The 16,970-nt window shown below is 72.6% G+C and carries 14 protein-coding genes; 12 read left to right on the top strand and 2 right to left on the bottom strand.

Annotation, left to right across the window (positions count from 1 at the left end; translation table 11 throughout):
- Positions 1–30: 30 nt before the first annotated feature.
- The 6 genes from ACZ6MA_RS01715 (at position 31) to ACZ6MA_RS01740 (ending at position 8,244) form a co-directional block, all read left to right on the top strand.
- Positions 31–885, top strand: a complete 855-nt coding sequence (locus tag ACZ6MA_RS01715) for an adenosylcobinamide-GDP ribazoletransferase (RefSeq protein WP_469430222.1) — start codon at positions 31–33, stop codon at positions 883–885.
- 298 nt (positions 886–1,183) lie between these two features.
- On the top strand, positions 1,184–2,728 hold the full coding sequence (locus ACZ6MA_RS01720) for a leucyl aminopeptidase (RefSeq protein WP_469430223.1): 1,545 nt from the start codon (positions 1,184–1,186) through the stop codon (positions 2,726–2,728).
- Between the two features lie 291 nt (positions 2,729–3,019).
- Positions 3,020–4,408, top strand: a complete 1,389-nt coding sequence (gene lpdA, locus ACZ6MA_RS01725; RefSeq protein WP_469430224.1) for a dihydrolipoyl dehydrogenase — start codon at positions 3,020–3,022, stop codon at positions 4,406–4,408.
- A 48-nt stretch (positions 4,409–4,456) separates the two neighbouring features.
- On the top strand, positions 4,457–6,253 hold the full coding sequence (sucB, locus tag ACZ6MA_RS01730) for a 2-oxoglutarate dehydrogenase, E2 component, dihydrolipoamide succinyltransferase (RefSeq protein WP_469430226.1): 1,797 nt from the start codon (positions 4,457–4,459) through the stop codon (positions 6,251–6,253).
- 174 nt (positions 6,254–6,427) lie between these two features.
- Positions 6,428–7,051, top strand: coding sequence for a GntR family transcriptional regulator (locus ACZ6MA_RS01735; protein WP_469430228.1), 624 nt, complete (start codon positions 6,428–6,430; stop codon positions 7,049–7,051).
- Between the two features lie 227 nt (positions 7,052–7,278).
- Positions 7,279–8,244 (top strand): helix-turn-helix transcriptional regulator, encoded by a 966-nt coding sequence (locus tag ACZ6MA_RS01740; protein WP_469430229.1) that lies wholly within the window; start codon positions 7,279–7,281, stop codon positions 8,242–8,244.
- Between the two features lie 214 nt (positions 8,245–8,458).
- On the opposite strand, the gene ACZ6MA_RS01745 is transcribed toward ACZ6MA_RS01740, so the two are convergent.
- The gene (locus tag ACZ6MA_RS01745; protein ID WP_469430231.1) at positions 8,459–9,394 is read right to left on the bottom strand and encodes an SDR family oxidoreductase; all 936 of its coding nucleotides are present in this window, start codon (positions 9,392–9,394) and stop codon (positions 8,459–8,461) included.
- 173 nt (positions 9,395–9,567) lie between these two features.
- On the opposite strand from ACZ6MA_RS01745, the gene ACZ6MA_RS01750 reads away from it, so the two are divergent.
- From ACZ6MA_RS01750 to ACZ6MA_RS01760, 3 genes are all read left to right on the top strand, one after another.
- Positions 9,568–10,086, top strand: coding sequence for a DUF4240 domain-containing protein (locus tag ACZ6MA_RS01750; protein WP_469431162.1), 519 nt, complete (start codon positions 9,568–9,570; stop codon positions 10,084–10,086).
- 140 nt (positions 10,087–10,226) lie between these two features.
- Positions 10,227–11,126, top strand: coding sequence for a TIGR01777 family oxidoreductase (locus tag ACZ6MA_RS01755; RefSeq protein ID WP_469430232.1), 900 nt, complete (start codon positions 10,227–10,229; stop codon positions 11,124–11,126).
- Between the two features lie 261 nt (positions 11,127–11,387).
- On the top strand, positions 11,388–12,707 hold the full coding sequence (locus ACZ6MA_RS01760; RefSeq protein WP_469430233.1) for an NAD(P)/FAD-dependent oxidoreductase: 1,320 nt from the start codon (positions 11,388–11,390) through the stop codon (positions 12,705–12,707).
- 142 nt (positions 12,708–12,849) lie between these two features.
- On the opposite strand, the gene ACZ6MA_RS01765 is transcribed toward ACZ6MA_RS01760, so the two are convergent.
- Entirely contained in the window at positions 12,850–14,295 is a 1,446-nt protein-coding gene (locus ACZ6MA_RS01765; RefSeq protein WP_469430234.1) for a regulator, read from the bottom strand.
- 285 nt (positions 14,296–14,580) lie between these two features.
- Here ACZ6MA_RS01765 and lipB point away from each other — a divergent pair, with 285 nt between their 5' ends.
- The 3 genes from lipB to ACZ6MA_RS01780 all read left to right on the top strand — a co-directional run bounded on the left by lipB (position 14,581) and on the right by ACZ6MA_RS01780 (position 16,969).
- Positions 14,581–15,363: a lipoyl(octanoyl) transferase LipB gene (gene lipB, locus ACZ6MA_RS01770; RefSeq protein ID WP_469430236.1), complete on the top strand. Its 783-nt coding sequence runs from the start codon at positions 14,581–14,583 to the stop codon at positions 15,361–15,363.
- Between the two features lie 183 nt (positions 15,364–15,546).
- Positions 15,547–16,512 (top strand): lipoyl synthase, encoded by a 966-nt coding sequence (gene lipA, locus ACZ6MA_RS01775; RefSeq protein WP_469430238.1) that lies wholly within the window; start codon positions 15,547–15,549, stop codon positions 16,510–16,512.
- Positions 16,513–16,720: 208 nt separating this feature from the next.
- Positions 16,721–16,969 (top strand): SCO2195 family GlnR-regulated protein, encoded by a 249-nt coding sequence (locus ACZ6MA_RS01780; protein WP_469430239.1) that lies wholly within the window; start codon positions 16,721–16,723, stop codon positions 16,967–16,969.
- Position 16,970: the final 1 nt, after the last annotated feature.

Consider the following 16,970-nt stretch of genomic DNA (forward strand, 5'->3'; position numbering starts at 1 on the left):
GCCCGGGGCCCTCGGGATACCCTGCCCGCGATGACCGACACGAGACCTGACCCCGGCCCGGCACAGCCGGCCCCCGCGACACCCGGCGACGCCCTCCGCTTCGCCTTCGGGACGCTCACCGTGCTGCCCGTGCGCGTCACCCGCTGGGACCGCCCGGCGGCCCGTGGCGGAATGCTGGCGGCACCCCTGGCGGGCCTGGTCGTGGGCGGTTTCGCGGCCCTGACCGGGGCCGCGGCGCTGCTGCTGGGCGCGGGGCCGATGCTCGCCGCGGTGGCCACGGTGGCGGTCCCGGCGGTGCTCACCCGCGGACTCCACTTGGACGGTCTCGCCGATGTCGCGGACGGGCTGGGCAGCGGGAAGCCCGCCGCCGACGCGCTACGGATCATGAAGCAGTCGGACATCGGCCCCTTCGGCGTCGTCACCCTGCTGCTGACCCTGCTCGGCCAGGTCGCCGCCCTCCACGAGCTGTACACCGGGGGCTGGGCGCGCGGCGCCGTCGCGGCACTGGTCGCCGCCCTGGCCGCGCGCTGCGCCCTGACCCTCGCCTCGCGGGCGGGCGTGCCCCCGGCCCGGCCGGAGGGGCTGGGGGCCGCCGTGGCGGGGGTGGTGTCCCCCCGCTCGGCGCTGGCGGTCGCCGCGCTGACCGTCTGCGCGGGCGCCGTCGCGGGCGCGCTCCTGGGCGCGTACGAGGACGGGTACCCAGCGGCGGCCGCCCTCGGCTGCGAGGCGGCGCGGGCGGCGGCCGCGGTGGTGGCCGCCCTGGCCGGTGGCGAACTGCTGCTGCGGCACTGCACGCGCCGCTTCGGCGGTGTCACCGGCGATGTCTTCGGCGCCCTGGCCGAGACGTCCGCGACGGTCGCGCTGCTCGCGCTGACGCTCGGCTGACGCACCGCGCGGGCCACCGGGACCGGCCCCACCGCGGCGCCCGCCGGAACAGGCCCGCCGCCACCCTCGCCACCTCCGTTGCCGCCTCCCCCGTCCGGCGTGTGCCGGCCCCGGCGGCCGGCGGGCCCGGCACATCGGTGCGGTCACGGGCGAACCCCGCGCGGCCCGGCGGGGATACGCTCGCGCGTGCCCGGCTGGCCCGGACCCCGGCGCCGCGGGCGTGCCGCATACGATGCGCAGGGGGCGGCCGCCCACCCATCGGCCGTGAATACTCAACGGAAGTAGGGACCCAACCACCGTGACTGCTCTGACTCTCAGCACTTCCAGTGCGGCGACGCTGCGCGCGGACGCCGTCGTCGTCGGTGTGGCGAAGGGCCCGAAGGGCCCCGTCGTCGCGCCCGGCGCCGAAGCCGTCGACAAGGCGTTCGACGGGAAGCTGGCCGCCGTCCTGGAGACCCTCGGCGCCGCCGGCGGCGAGGGCGAAGTGACCAAGCTCCCCGCCCCGTCCGGCCTCAAGGCCCCGGTCGTGCTGGCGGTCGGCCTCGGCGACGTGCCCGCGAAGGGCGACGGCTACGACGAGGAGGCGCTGCGCCGCGCCGCCGGTGTGGCGGCCCGCGCGCTGTCCGGCACGAAGAAGGCCGCGTTCGTCCTGCCGGTCGAGGACGCGGAGGCCGTCGCGGCCGTCGCGGAGGGCGCGCTGCTCGGCGCCTATGCCTTCAACGCCTACCGCACGAACGGCACCGGTTCCGCCAAGAAGGGCGACGCCAAGGCCGCCGACAAGAGCGCGCCGCTCGCCGAGGTGACGGTCCTGGGGGCCAAGCCGCGTGACAAGGCGGCCAAGGCCGCCGCCGAGCGCGCCGTCGCCGTGGCCGAGGAGGTCAACCGCGCCCGCGACCTGGTGAACATGGCGCCCAACGACCTGAACCCGAAGTCCTTCGCCGCGGCCGTCCAGGCCGCCGCCAAGGAGCATGGCCTCAAGGTCGAGGTCCTGGACGAGAAGGCGCTGCTCAAGGGCGGTTACGGCGGCCTGATGGGCGTCGGCCAGGGTTCCTTGAACCCGCCCCGTCTGGTGCGGGTCGCCTACACCAGCGCCAAGGCGAAGAAGACCATCGCCCTGGTCGGCAAGGGCATCACCTACGACTCGGGCGGCATCTCCCTGAAGCCGGCCGGCCACAACGAGACCATGAAGTGCGACATGGCCGGCGCCGCCGCCGTCTTCGCCACGGTCGTGGCCGCCGCGAAGCTCGGGGTGGAGGTCAACGTCACCGGCTGGCTGGCCCTCGCCGAGAACATGCCGTCCGGCAACGCCACCCGCCCGGGTGATGTGCTGAAGATGTACAGCGGTAAGACCGTCGAGGTACTCAACACCGACGCCGAGGGCCGGCTGGTCCTGGCCGACGCCCTGACCCGGGCCTCGGAGGAGAACCCCGACGCGATCGTGGACGTCGCCACCCTCACGGGTGCCATGGTCCTCGCGCTCGGCAACCGCACGTTCGGCGTCATGGCCAACGACGACGCGTTCCGCACGTCGCTGTACGAGATCGCCGAGGAGGTCGGCGAGCAGGCGTGGCCGATGCCGCTCCCCCCCGAGCTGCGCAAGGGCATGGACACTCCCGTCGCCGACATCGCCAACATGGGTGAGCGGATGGGCGGCGGCCTGGTGGCGGGCCTGTTCCTGCAGGAGTTCGTGGGCGAGGGCATCGCCTGGGCCCACCTGGACATCGCGGGCCCCGCCTACCACGAGAGCGCCCCGTACGGCTACACCCCCAAGGGCGGCACCGGATCCGCGGTGCGCACCCTGGTCCGGCTCGCGGAGCGCACCGCCGCAGGCGACCTCGGCTGAGCCTTTCGCACATGCGTGCGACCCCGGGCGGGTTCCGCTCGGGGTCGCACGGCGTTCGTTCGCCCTTAACGAAATCCACACACTCGTACGCGCCAGTAACCCGTGAAGGTGACGCATCCGTCGCCCCACAGCCCGGCCCGGCGTCCCGCCGTCCGTCAACAAGTGCGAAGATGTTGTCTCGGCAGGACAGGGCCCCATTGACCCAGGGCCGAAGCAAAAGCGGCCGAACAACAGCCGCCGCCCGGTCATCGACGACCGGCTCCGGCGTATTCCATGCATGGAGGACGTGACGTGGCGAACGACGCCAGCACCGTTTTCGACCTAGTGATCCTCGGAGGCGGTAGCGGCGGTTACGCCGCTGCCCTGCGCGGAGCGCAGCTGGGTCTGGACGTCGCCCTGATCGAGAAGAACAAGCTTGGTGGCACCTGCCTGCACAACGGCTGCATCCCCACCAAGGCGCTGCTGCACGCCGGTGAGATCGCCGACCAGGCTCGCGAAGCCGCGCAGTTCGGTGTCAAGGCCACCTTCGAGGGCATCGACATCGCGGGCGTCCACAAGTACAAGGACGACGTGATCGCCGGCCTGTACAAGGGCCTGCAGGGCCTGGTCGCCTCCCGCAAGGTGACCTACATCGAGGGCGAGGGCCGTCTGTCCTCCCCGACCTCCGTCGACGTCAACGGCCAGCGTGTCCAGGGCCGCCACGTCCTGCTGGCGACCGGCTCCACGCCGAAGTCGCTGCCGGGCCTGGAGATCGACGGCAACCGCATCATCTCCTCGGACCACGCCCTGGTCCTGGACCGCGTGCCGAAGTCCGCGATCGTGCTGGGCGGCGGCGTCATCGGCGTCGAGTTCGCCTCCGCGTGGAAGTCCTTCGGCACCGACGTGACCATCGTCGAGGGCCTCAAGCACCTCGTCCCGGTCGAGGACGAGAACAGCTCCAAGCTGCTCGAGCGCGCGTTCCGCAAGCGCGGCATCAACTTCTCGCTCGGCGCCTTCTTCGAGAAGGCCGAGTACACCGCCGACGGCGTCAAGGTCACTCTGGCCAACGGCAAGGAGTTCGAGGCCGAGATCCTGCTCGTCGCCATCGGCCGCGGCCCGGTCTCGCAGGGCCTGGGCTACGAGGAGCAGGGCGTCGCGATGGACCGCGGCTACGTCCTGGTCGACGAGTACATGCAGACCAACGTGCCGACCATCTCGGCCGTCGGTGACCTCGTCCCGACGCTCCAGCTCGCGCACGTCGGCTTCGCCGAGGGCATTCTGGTAGCGGAGCGACTGGCTGGTCTCAAGACCGTGCCGATCGACTACGACGGCGTGCCCCGGGTGACGTACTGCCACCCCGAGGTCGCCTCCGTGGGTATCACCGAGGCCAAGGCCAAGGAGATCTACGGCGCGGACAAGGTCGTCGCCCTGAAGTACAACCTCGCGGGCAACGGCAAGAGCAAGATCCTCAAGACCGCGGGCGAGATCAAGCTCGTCCAGGTCAAGGACGGTGCCGTCGTCGGCGTCCACATGGTCGGCGACCGTATGGGTGAGCAGGTCGGCGAAGCCCAGCTGATCTACAACTGGGAGGCGCTGCCGGCCGAGGTCGCGCAGCTCATCCACGCGCACCCGACGCAGAACGAGGCCCTTGGCGAGGCCCACCTGGCCCTGGCCGGCAAGCCGCTGCACTCGCACGACTAAGTCCGGGCGCTAGACCATCCGCACTATTCGTAAGGAGCAACCGCAACCATGGCGGTTTCCGTAACCCTGCCGGCGCTCGGCGAGAGCGTGTCCGAGGGCACCGTCACCCGTTGGCTCAAGGCCGAGGGTGAGCGAGTGGAGGTCGACGAGCCGCTGCTCGAGGTCTCCACCGACAAGGTCGACACCGAGATCCCGGCCCCCGCGTCCGGCATCCTGGCCTCCATCAAGGTCGCCGAGGACGAGACGGTCGAGGTCGGCGCCGAGCTGGCCGTCATCGATGACGGTTCCGGCGCCCCGGCCGAGGCTCCGGCCCCGGCCGCCGCCGAGGCCCCGGCCGCGCAGCCCGAGCCGGCCCCGGCGCCCGCCGCCGAGGCCCCGGCCCCGGCCGCCGCCCCCGCCGCGGAGGCGCCGGCTCCGGCCGCCGCCGGTGCCGCCGAGGGCACCCCGGTCGTGCTCCCCGCACTGGGCGAGTCCGTCACCGAGGGCACCGTCACCCGGTGGCTCAAGGAGGTCGGCGACAGCGTCGAGGTCGACGAGCCGCTGCTCGAGGTCTCCACCGACAAGGTCGACACCGAGATCCCGGCCCCGGTCGCGGGCACCCTGCTCGAGATCGTCGTCGGTGAGGACGAGACCGCCGAGGTCGGCGCCAAGCTCGCCGTCATCGGTGCCGCGGGTGCCGCTCCGGCCGCCGCTGCCGCCCCGGCCCCGGCCGCTCCGGCCGAGGCTCCGGCCCCGGCCGCGCAGCCCGAGCCGACCCCGGCTCCGGCCGCCCCGGCCCCGGCTCCCGTCCAGGCCGCCCCCGCCGCCGCTCCGGCGCCGGCTCCGGTCCAGGCCGCCGCGCCCGTCGCCGCCCCGGCGCCGGCCGCTCCCGCCGCCCCGGTCACCCCGGCCGCCCCGGCGTCCGGTGCCGAGGCCGACGGCGCGTACGTCACGCCGCTGGTGCGCAAGCTCGCCGCCGAGAACGGTGTCAACCTGGCGACGGTCCAGGGCACCGGCGTCGGTGGCCGCATCCGCAAGCAGGACGTCGTCGCCGCCGCCGAGGCCGCCAAGCAGGCCGCCGCCCCGGCGCCGGCCGCCGCTGCCGCCCCCGCGCCGAAGGCCGCCGCCGTCGAGGCGTCGCCGCTGCGCGGACAGACGGTCAAGATGACCCGCATGCGCAAGGTCATCGGCGAGAACATGATGAAGGCGCTGCACGGTCAGGCTCAGCTGACCACCGTGGTCGAGGTGGACATCACCAAGATCATGCGGATGCGCAACAAGGCCAAGGACGCCTTCGCCGCCCGTGAGGGCGTCAAGCTGTCCCCGATGCCGTTCTTCGTCAAGGCCGCCGTCCAGGCGCTGAAGGCCCACCCGGTCGTCAACGCCCGGATCAACGACGACGAGGGCACGATCACCTACCACGACGTCGAGAACGTCGGCATCGCGGTGGACGCCGAGAAGGGCCTGATGACCCCGGTCATCAAGGGTGCCGGCGACCTCAACATCGCGGGTATCGCCCGGAAGACGGCGGAGCTGGCCGGCAAGGTCCGCACCAACAAGATCAGCCCGGACGACATGTCGGGCGCGACCTTCACGATCAGCAACACCGGCTCGCGCGGTGCGCTGTTCGACACCGTCATCGTGCCCCCGAACCAGGTCGGCATCCTGGGTATCGGTGCGACCGTCAAGCGCCCGGTGGTCATCAACCACCCGGAGCTGGGCGAGACCATCGCGATCCGCGACATGACGTACCTGGCGCTCTCCTACGACCACCGTCTGGTGGACGGCGCCGACGCCGCCCGCTACCTGACCACGGTCAAGCAGCTCCTGGAGGCCGCCGAGTTCGAGGCCGAGATCGGTCTCTGAGTCTGGTGAGGCGTCTGCCCTGAGGGCGCGGCCCCGGTCTTCGTATCCGTACGAGCCGGGGCCGCGCCCTTCGCCATGCGCCCGCCCGGCTTCCCCCAGCCCGCCACCTGCCCGTACCCGCCGCGATAATGGGGCTACGAGCCACCGCTCGCCCGCCCGAGGAGCACGTCACCCATGGCCCCACCCGTCGTCCATTCGCTGCGCGACCAGATCCGCGAGCACATCCTCGAGGGGATCGTCAGCGGGCGCTGGCAGCCGGGCGAGCGGATCGTGGAGCGCCGGATCGCGGCGGAGCTGCTGGTGAGCCAGACGCCGGTGCGGGAGGCGCTGCGCGAGCTGGAGTCGCTGCGGCTGATCGAGTCGGCGCCCAACAAGGGCGTCCGGGTCCGCGATCTGACCGCCGCCGACCTGCGGGAGAGCTACCCGGTCCGGGCGGGCCTGGAGCAGGTGGCCGCCGAACTGGCCGCCCCCGTCCTGGCCGCGGACGTCTCGGCCCTGGAGCCGGAGGTGGCCGCGCTGTACGAGGCGGACCGGGCCGGCGACGGCGAGGCGCAGGTGCGGCACACGGTGGCCTTCCACCGCGAGATCGTCAAGGCCGCGGGGAACTCCGTCCTGCTGCACACCTGGGAGTCGCTCGGCATCGAGGTGTGGACCACGCTCTCGATCCGCTGGCTGAGCCCGGAGCCGCGCACGCACGCGGAGGAGCACGCGGAGATCGTGGCGGCGTTCCGGCGGCGCGATCCCCGGATCGGGGAGCTGCTGCGGAACCACGTACTGAACTGCGCGCCCCGGGTCTGAACGGGCGTCCCCAAACTTTCTTGCATCCGGCATTGATCGATCATCGATCAAAGGCGTATGGTCTCCGCGGGACGTAAACCCCACCCTTGAACTGAGCCGCGCCATGACGCCCTGTCCTGTGACACGGCGCGGCTCAAGGGTGAGGACAGGACCTGTACGTCATCCGTTGCCCTGGCCGGCGCACGGGTCCTGTCCTCACTGTTCGCACGGCCCGCCATGATGTCCTCATGCGAGCGGCCCGGCTGATCAAGATGGTGTTGCTGCTCCAGTCCCGGCCCTCGATGACGGGTGCCGAGCTGGCGCGGCGGTTGGAGGTCTCCGAGCGGACGGTCGCGCGGGATGTGTCGGCGCTGTCGGAGGCCGGTGTCCCGGTCTACGCCGACCGTGGCCGCACCGGCGGCTACCGGCTCATCGGCGGCTACCGCACCAGCCTCACCGGCCTCGGACGCACCGAAGCCGAAGCGCTGTTCCTCTCCGGGGTGCCGTCCGCGCTGCGCGAGATGGGCCTGGCGGACGCCGCCTCGGCCGCCCGCCTCAAGGTCTCGGCGGCCCTGCTGCCGGAGCTGAGCGACGCCCCCACGAGCGCGGCACAGCGTTTCCACCTCGACGCCCCCGGCTGGTGGCAGCCCGCCGAACCCCCCGAGCTGCTGCCCGCGATCGCGGACGCCGTATGGGACGACCGGTGGATCACGGCCCGCTACCGGCGTTCGGACACCGAGGTGGAACGGGAGCTGGAACCGTACGGTCTCGTCCTGAAGGCGGGCGTCTGGTACCTGGCGGCCCGGACGGAGGGCCACCACCGCGTCTACCGGGTGGACCGCTTCACGGCGGTCGCCGTCGGCGAGAACCGTTTCCCGCGCGCGGACGACTTCGACCTGCCGGCCTTCTGGGACGAACGGGCGGCGCAGTTCAGCCGGTCGCTGCTGCGCGAACGGGTGGAACTGCGCCTGACACCCGACGGCGCCCGACGACTGCCGTACGTGACGGACCGGGGGGCCGCGAGCGAGGCACTCTCGGGGGCCGGCGCCCCGGACGGGCAGGAGCGGGTCACCGTTTCCCTGCCGGTCGAGAGCCTCGACGTCGCGTACGAACAGCTGCTCGCCCTCGGCCCGGAGGCGGAGATCCTGGGACCGCCGGCCTTGCGCGCGCGGTTCGCACGAGCGGCGGAGCGGGGGGCGGCGCTGTACGGGTGAGTCTGCGACGGCTTCCGACCCGTCTCGCCGCCCGTGGCGTCCGCACCTCCGCCGCACGGCGGTGTCCTCAATCGCCGGACGGGCTGCTGTGCTGTGTCCTCAATCGCCGGACGGGCTGAAATTCAGCCCGTCCGGCGATTGAGGACGCGTCCGCAGGGCGCCCGCCGCCGCAGGCGGCCACGACGACCGGTAGCCGAAGAGCCGCCGGCCACGGCTAGCGATACTCGTCCGCACTCGCCTCCTTCCCCCCGAAGACGACGTCCGCGAAGTACGCGAAACAGTCCGGACGAGAGCCATCCGTGTCGGTGAAGCCGTAGTCCTTGGCCAGCTCGCCGCTGGAGAGGGAGCGGCCGTTCCAGCGGGCTTTGTCCGGGTCCGCGGCGAGCGCGGCGACCCCGCGGCCGATGAACGCCGGGGACTCCGCGATGGCGAAGTGCGGGCTCTTCCCGATGGCGTCCCGCCAGGTCGCCTCGGTGACGCCGAAGTGGTCGAGCATCTGTTCCGAGCGCAGGAAGCCCGGAGTGATCGAGACGGCGGTGCCCCCGTACTCCGTCAGCTCCTGCGCGAGGCCGTACGCCATCCGGATCGGGGCGTTCTTGGCCAGGTCGTAGAAGAGGTTGCCGCGGTAGGTCTTGTTGAACTCGGCCGTCCCGTCCGTCACCTCGATCACCAGTCCCCCGGGCCGGCGGATCAGCAGCGGCAGCGCGTAGTGGCTGGTGACGGCGTGCGTCTCGACGGAGAGCCGCAGCATCCGCAGTCCCTTGTCCAGATCCACGTCCCACGCCTTGGTGTCGAACTCGATCAGGTGCTCGCCACCCCATACGTCGTTGACCAGCACATCGAGCCGGCCCTGCTCCGCGTCGATCCGCTCGACGAGCGCCCGGACCGCCTCGCGCTCCAGATGGTCGGTCGGTACGGCGATGCCGGTGCCGCCCGCCGCGGTCACCAGCTCGGCGGTGTCCTCGATGGTCTCCGGACGGTCCACCTCGCTGCGCCCTCCCCGGGTGCTGCGTCCCGTCACATAGACGGTGGCCCCCGCCCTGCCCAGCTCCACGGCCATCGCCCGGCCCGCTCCCCGCGTGGCGCCCGCGACGAGCGCGATCTTGCCCGTCAGCTCTCCGGCCTGCGCACTGTGCGACTGCACGTCCATCGGTCCTCTCGTTCCGCCGTTCTCCGTCAGGACAACTCTGACGGCTAAACCCGACATCTTCCGTCCTGATTTACCGCCGTCTTCTCCCGCGTACGAGCCGGACGTAACGACACGGCCGCATCCGCTCCGCTCCGCGTGCGCCGCCAGGTGCCAGGCCCGATGCTGGTGGCGTGATGGACGAGACGGAGTTCTGGGAGCTGGTCGACAGCGCGCGCGAGGCCGCCGACGGTGACGCCGAGGATCAGGCCGACCTGTTGGTCGAGCGGCTGGTGCAGCTCGACCCCGACCGTGTGGTGGACTTCGCCCGGCACTTCGAGGCGCGCTACAACCGTGCGTACCTCTGGGATCTGTGGGGCGCGGCCGCCGTGCTGCTGAACGGTGCGAGCGATGACGCGTTCGACTATTTCCGCTGCTGGCTCATCGGCCAGGGCCGCGAGGTCTTCGAGGGCGCGGTGCACGATCCGGACAATCTCGCCGACCTCCTCGACGACTTCGACGACGAGGTGGACGGTGACGCCGAGGACCTGGGGTACGCGGCGGACGAGGCGTACGAGCAGTTGACGGGGACCGAACCCCCGGACCTGGGCCTGCCGGACCCCCCGGCCGAGCCGCTGGGCTCGCCGTTCGACCTGGAGGACGAGTCGGTCCTGGAGGAACGGTTCCCCCGACTGTGGGACCGGTTCAGGGCCTAGCCCGTGTCCGGCGGATCTTCGGCTACCGCCCGGCTGTGCCGCCCGGCTGTGCCGCCCGGCGCCCTGCGGGCGCGTCCTCCATCTCCCCCAGCTACCGCGGGGAGGTACCCGGCCCGACAACAACAGGCAAGGTGGGCGTCATGCGGATCGCCATCACCGGTTCGACCGGGCTCATCGGCACGGCGCTCGTGCGCTCCCTGGAGGCCGACGGCCATCACGTCGTGCGGCTCGTAAGACGACCGCCACAGCGGGAGGGTGAGATCGGCTGGGATCCGAAGGGCGGCCGGGTCGACACCGACGGTCTCGCCGGGTGCGAGGCCGTGGTGCATCTGGCGGGTGCCGGCATCGGGGACCACCGCTGGACGGGTGCCTACAAGCGGGAGCTGCGCGACAGCCGGGTGCTGGGCACCGCCACGCTCGCCAAGGCCGTCGCCGCCCTCCCCAACCCGCCGCGCGTGCTGATCAGCGGCAGCGCGGTCGGTATCTACGGCGACACCGGGGACCGGGCCGTCGACGAGAGCGCGGCCCTGGGACACGGTTTTCTCGCGGACCTCTGCCGGGAGTGGGAGGCGGCGGCCGGCCCGGCCGCGGCGGCGGGCGTGCGGACGGTGTTCGCCCGCACCGGACTCGTCGTGTCGCGGGACGGCGGCGCGTGGGGGCGGCTCTTCCCGCTCTTCAAGCTGGGCCTCGGCGGACGGCTGGGGAGCGGCCGGCAGTACTGGAGCTTTATCGCCCTGCGGGACCACGTCGCCGCGCTGCGCCACCTTCTGGACACCCCCGGGCTGTCGGGGCCCGTCAATCTCACCGCGCCGACCCCGGTCACCAACCGCGAGGTGACGGCGGCCATGAGCCGGGTCCTGCGCCGCCCGACCCCGTTCGCCGTGCCCGCCGCCGCGCTCAAGCTGGCGCTGGGCGAGATGTCCTCGGATGTGCTGTCCAGTCAGCGGGTGCTGCCCCGGCGGCTGTCGGACTCCGGCTTCGACTTCGCCTTCCCCGGCATCGAGGGGGCGCTACGGGCGGCGCTGACGGCTCCCCGCTGACACCCCTGACCGGCCGACGGAGCCGGTACCTGGTGGAACACCGGCGCGGACCACCGGTGTGAGCCCGGGCGCGCCACGGCGTCCCGGCCACCGGGCCGGGCGGCGATCTGTGCACCGTGCGACCGCTGTGCGACCGTGCCCTGTTTGTGCGCGACTGTTATTGACCGAATTTCTCTCTACGGTCGAGGCAAACTCGCGCTTCCCCGCCGCCCGTTGAGGGCATCAGGCCCCCGAGTGAGCGGACCGATCCCGGGAGGGCACGTGCTCAGCAGCGCACGCGACACCGCACAGCACGCTGACGTCGTCATCGTGGGAGCCGGCCTCGCCGGGCTCTCGGCGGCGCATCAGCTCACCAGCGCCGGGGTGGCCGTCACGGTCCTGGAGGCCGCTCCTTATGTGGGCGGCCGGATGACGACCGATACCGTCGACGGCTTCCGGCTCGACCGCACGGGCCAGTTACTCAACACCTCCTTCCCCGAATTGCTGGCACCAGGCCTCGGCGCGCTCGCCCTGCGCCCCTTCACCCCCGGTGTGCTCGTCCACTCCGGAGGCCGCATCCAGCGCACCGGCGAACCCCGTGGCGCGCGGCGCGCGTTCACCACCGCGCGGGCCTTCGCGACGGCCGCCCGGGCGCCGCGCGGCGGCGGTCTCGACCAGGCCCGCCTCGGCGCGGCACTGGCCCGGCTCGCCACCTTGTCCACCAACCGGATGCTCGCCCGCCCCGACCGGCCCACCGCCGACACCCTCACCACCCGCGGCCTGCCGACCCGTACGGTCGAGGGCTTCCTGCGCCCCCTGCTCACCTCCCTGTTGTGCGACCCGGATCTGACGACCTCCAGCCGCTGCGCCGACCTCGTCCTGCGCGGCTACGCGCGGGGGCGGCTGTGTCTGCCGGCGGGCGGGGCGGACACCGTCCCGGCGCTGCTGGCGGCGGCGCTGCCGCCCGGCACGGTCCGCACGGGCATCCACGCCAAGGCCGCCTGCACCACGTCCGTCAGCACGGGCGGGCACGGGGAGATCGGCTGCCGCTCGGTGATCGTGGCCACCGGGGCCCGTGCCGCCGCCGAGCTGATCCCGGGCCTGCGGCTGCCCGGCTTCCACCCCGTGACGGTGCTGCACCACACGGCCGACGAACCGCCGCTGCGCGACGCGTCGCTCATCCTCACCACCGGCCGCGGCCCGGTCGCCCACACCATGGTCGCCAGCGAGGTGGACCCCTCCCGGGCCCCCGACGGCCGGCCGCTGATCACCTCGACCGTGCTCGGCGCGGCAGCCGGGCTGCCCACCGCCGAACTGGACCGGCGGGCCCGTGCCCAGCTGGCCCGCGTCTACGGCACGTCCACCGCGGGCTGGCGGCTGCTGGCCGCCCACCACGACCCCGACGCGGTCCCGGCCATGCCCGCACCCCACGACGTACGCCGCCCGGTGCGGATCCTGGACGGCCTGTACGTCTGCGGCGACCACCGCGACACGAGCACCGTCCAGGGCGCCCTGCACTCCGGCCGCCGTGCCGCGCATGCGGTACTGCGCGACTTCGGTATCCGCACGGACCTCGATGTCCACACCTTGCAGGTGGCGTAGCCCTAGGTTTGGCCGTCTTGCTAGGACGGGAGCGCCCTGCGGGCGCGTCCTCAAGCGCCGGACGGGCTGAAATGCAGCCCGTCCGGCGCTTGAGGACACCGCCGCGCAGCGGAGGTGAACCCACCACGGCGCGGGGGGAGACTCAGAGAGCCGCCACCTTCTCCCGATACGCCCGAGCCGGAGCGGCATCGCGATACGGCTCCAGGCGCCGTTCGAAGTCGCGGATGTACTCCAGGGCACGGACCGAGCGCATTTCGGCGCCCTGCTGGGCCGCCTCCACACCGAGCGCGCACGCTTGCTCCAGCTCCCCCAGCCCCAGCCGGGCCGAGGCCAGCACCACCTTGCAGAAGAGCCGGCTGCGGGCGTAGGACGTGCTGCGCAGCTGGAGCGAGCGCTCCGCGTGCTGCGCCGCCGCACGGTACTGCTGGAGATCGCGGTGGCTGTGGGCGAACTCGTCCGCCAGCTGCGCCTCGTCGAAGAACCGCGCCCAGTACGGCACGTCGTCGCCCGGCCGGGACGTCTCCAGCGCCCGTTCGGCCCGCGCGAGCGACGCCGAGCACGCCCGCACCTCACCGAGCACGCCGTGCCCGCGTGCCTCGACGGCGTGCAGCAGCGACTGGACGACCGGTGGCGCGCCCGAGCCCACACCCTGCTGCGCCACCCGCGCGAGCTGCACCGCCTCGCGCCCGTGCCCCAGGTACACGGCCTGCCGGCTCATGGTGACCAGCACATAGCTGCCGTAGGCCCGGTCGCCCGCCGCCTGGGCCAGCCGCAGTGCCTGGACGAAGTACCGCTGCGCCAGCCCGTGCGCCGCGATGTCGTACGACGTCCATCCCGCGAGCCGGGTGAGGTCCGCGGCCGCCGCGAACAGCCGCCGGCCGATGGCCTCCCCGTAGGTGCCCCGGAGCATGGGCTCGGCCTCGTGCTCCAGGTAGCGCACCAGGGCCTGCCGGGCGTGGCCGCCGCCATAGGCGTGGTCAAGGGTGCGGAACAGCTCGCCCACCGACCGCAGGGCCGCGATGTCGCCCATCGAGACCCGGCCGCCCGGGCCCCGCTCGGCGCTTCGCCGGACGGGCGGGGCACCCCGCGCCTGGAGCGGCACCCGGCCGGTCTCCGCCGCGGGCGGCGGGCCGCCGCGCGCCACGCGCTCGTCCGCCCGGCCGATCAGCCAGTCCCGGCTGGGCACCACCAGCCCGGCCGGGGTGAACGCGATCTTCCGTAGCTCGGTGTGGCTGCCGGAGTCCTTGCGCCAAAGCCCGCTGACGATGTCAATGGCCTCTTCGGGGGACGCGGCGAATTCAAGACCGGCGTACACCGGCGCACACGCGTCGAGCCCGAGATCCTGTGCGGACAGCCGTCGCCCGAGCCGCCGGGTGAAGACCTCGGCGATCAGCGCCGGGGTCGTACCGCGCGGCTGCTGTCCGCGTAGCCACCGGGTGACGGACGTCTTGTCGTAGCGCAGGTCAAGGCCGTGCTCCAGCCCTAACTGATCGACACGACGAGCGAGCCCCGCGTTGGAGAAGCCGGCCTCCGCGATGAGCGCGGCGAGCTGACGGTTGGGGATGCGCTGTGGGGGTCGTTCCGTCATCAGCCTGCCGGTCTCCCTGATCGCCCTTTGGAACGGCGTGAATTTAGCGTCGTCCGCCGCCCCGATCGCCACCTTCGCCCCGCATTCATCCGATCGTGTGAGGACAGATCAAATACGCCCGCAGGGCCGTCCGGGTTGATCTTTCCGGCGCTCCGGCCGCCCCTCGGAGTCGGCCGCCCGCCGGCTCGCCGGACGGTCGCCGTACAGTTGCGGGGGCGCGGGAAACGGCGCGGGAACACCGAGACAGACCACGCAAGGTTCGAAATGGTTCGAAGAGGAGCTGCCGTGAGTGAGCTGCGCTTTGTCCACCTGGGCTTCGGAGCGGACGCCGTCGAGTACCAGGAGGCCTGGCAGGAGCAGCGACGGGTGCACGCGGCCCGGTTCGCGGACGAGCTCCCGGACACCTGCCTGCTGCTGGAGCACCCGGCGGTCTACACCGCGGGACGGCGCACGGAGGACAGCGAGCGCCCCCTGGATGGCACCCCCGTGATCGATGTCGATCGTGGCGGAAAAATCACTTGGCACGGCCCCGGGCAGCTCGTCGGCTACCCGATCCTGAAGCTGCCCCGCCCGGTGGATGTCATCGCACACGTCCGGCGCCTGGAGGAGGCGCTGATCCGCACCTGTGCCGACTTCGGGCTGGAGACCACCCGGATCGAGGGCCGCAGCGGGGTGTGGGTGCTGGGTGACCCGGTGGCCGACCGGCCGGCCCTCGGCGGCCTCAGCCTGGACTTCGACCCGCGGCTGACGGACGAGGAGTTCGACCCCCGGCTGAACGGCCCGGAGTACGCCCCCTCCAACGCCGGCCAGCGCCGCGAGGACCGCAAGCTCGCCGCGATCGGCATCCGCATCGCCAAGGGTGTGACGATGCACGGCTTCTCGCTGAACTGTGACCCCGACAACACCTGGTTCGACCGGATCGTGCCCTGCGGCATCCGCGACGCGGGCGTGACCTCGCTCTCCAACGAGCTGGGCCGGCCGGTGCCGGTCACCGAGGTCCTGCCGGTGGTGGAGAAGCACCTGCGGGAGATCCTGGAGTCGGCGGAACCCCTGCCGCGGGCCGTGTGAGGACGGGGGGCGGGCCCCCTCGACGACCGCCCGGAGCGGCGGTCGGTGAACCCGCTGGGATCAGTCCGGGGAATGGTCCCCGGTCTCCCCGGGTTGCTCCGGACGTAAAGCCGCACAATTAACGGGCGTACCCTGGTGTCCGCCGAAGAATCGAACGCGCGTTAGCAGAAAGGGGCGCCGGACGTGTCCGCTGTCGCACCCGACGGACGCAAGATGCTGCGCCTGGAGGTCCGGAACAGCCAGACCCCCATCGAGCGCAAGCCCGAGTGGATCAAGACCCGGGCGAAGATGGGCCCCGAGTACACCAAGATGCAGAACCTCGTGAAGAGCGAGGGACTGCACACCGTGTGCCAGGAGGCCGGCTGTCCGAACATCTACGAATGCTGGGAGGACCGCGAGGCCACCTTCCTCATCGGCGGTGACCAGTGCACCCGGCGCTGTGACTTCTGCCAGATCGACACGGGCAAGCCGCAGGCCCTGGACCTGGACGAGCCCCGCCGCGTGGGCGAGTCCGTCGTCACCATGGACCTGAACTACGCCACCATCACCGGCGTCGCGCGCGACGACCTGGCGGACGGCGGAGCCTGGCTGTACGCGGAGACCGTGCGGCAGATCCACGCGATGACGGCGGAGCGCGAGGGCGGCCACACCAAGGTCGAGCTGCTCATCCCCGACTTCAACGCGGTGCCCGAGCAGCTCGCCGAGGTCTTCTCCGCGCGCCCCGAGGTGCTCGCCCACAACGTCGAGACGGTGCCGCGGATCTTCAAGCGCATCCGCCCCGGCTTCCGCTACGAGCGTTCGCTGGAGGTCATCACCAAGGCCCGCGAGGCGGGCCTGGTGACCAAGTCCAACCTGATCCTGGGCATGGGCGAGACCCGTGAGGAGGTCAGCGAGGCGCTGCGCGATCTGCACGAGGCGGGCTGCGAGCTGATCACCATCACCCAGTACCTGCGCCCCTCCCCCCGGCACCACCCCGTCGAGCGCTGGGTGAAGCCGCAGGAGTTCGTGGAGCTGAAGGACGAGGCCGACGCGATCGGCTACTCCGGTGTGATGTCCGGGCCGCTGGTCCGTTCCTCCTACCGCGCCGGCCGGCTCTTCCAGCAGGCCGTCGAGCGCCGCGCGGTCGTGGCGACGACGCAGGCCGGCTGACCGCCGGCCGGTCCCCGGCAGTGCCGTACAACGCGGCCCGCATCCCCCGCAAGAGCGCGGGGCGGTGCGGGCCGCGTCAACGTTTCATAGGCGTTTGACCAACAGGTCATCCGTTGGTAACACCGTTCGGTAACGATAGAAGCACATACAGCAGCACCCAGCCCCCCGCGCCTCATTCCTCACTTCCGCTCCCGAGGGGACTTCGCCGATGCAGGCCGCGACCGTACGCGCCGCTTCCGTACCGACCACCGCTCTTCCCAGCACGCTCCTGGCAGGGCCTCCGTCCGTCACCGGCGCCCTGCGCGCCCTGGAAGGGCTGCTGCTGCGCGGGGGCCAGCGCACCGCCCGCAGGAACGCCTGGACCGCGGTGCTCGAGGACCGCCGCCGGGCCAAGGACCGGCGGGAGGCTCAGCACGTCCTGGAGGCCGTGGCCGCCCCGGGTCCGCAAGCCACGTAAA

The organism is Streptomyces sp. NPDC042259 (assembly GCF_055582085.1).

Excerpts from the sequence above, each read along its gene's own strand:
- ACZ6MA_RS01780 (WP_469430239.1), top strand. The coding sequence starts at position 16,721 with ATGCAGGCCGCGACCGTACGCGCCGCTTCCGTACCGACCACCGCTCTT.
- ACZ6MA_RS01740 (WP_469430229.1), top strand. The coding sequence starts at position 7,279 with ATGCGAGCGGCCCGGCTGATCAAGATGGTGTTGCTGCTCCAGTCCCGG.
- ACZ6MA_RS01735 (WP_469430228.1), top strand. The coding sequence starts at position 6,428 with ATGGCCCCACCCGTCGTCCATTCGCTGCGCGACCAGATCCGCGAGCAC.
- ACZ6MA_RS01745 (WP_469430231.1), bottom strand. The coding sequence starts at position 9,394 with ATGGACGTGCAGTCGCACAGTGCGCAGGCCGGAGAGCTGACGGGCAAG.
- sucB (WP_469430226.1), top strand. The coding sequence starts at position 4,457 with ATGGCGGTTTCCGTAACCCTGCCGGCGCTCGGCGAGAGCGTGTCCGAG.
- ACZ6MA_RS01750 (WP_469431162.1), top strand. The coding sequence starts at position 9,568 with ATGGACGAGACGGAGTTCTGGGAGCTGGTCGACAGCGCGCGCGAGGCC.
- ACZ6MA_RS01765 (WP_469430234.1), bottom strand. The coding sequence starts at position 14,295 with ATGACGGAACGACCCCCACAGCGCATCCCCAACCGTCAGCTCGCCGCG.
- ACZ6MA_RS01755 (WP_469430232.1), top strand. The coding sequence starts at position 10,227 with ATGCGGATCGCCATCACCGGTTCGACCGGGCTCATCGGCACGGCGCTC.
- ACZ6MA_RS01715 (WP_469430222.1), top strand. The coding sequence starts at position 31 with ATGACCGACACGAGACCTGACCCCGGCCCGGCACAGCCGGCCCCCGCG.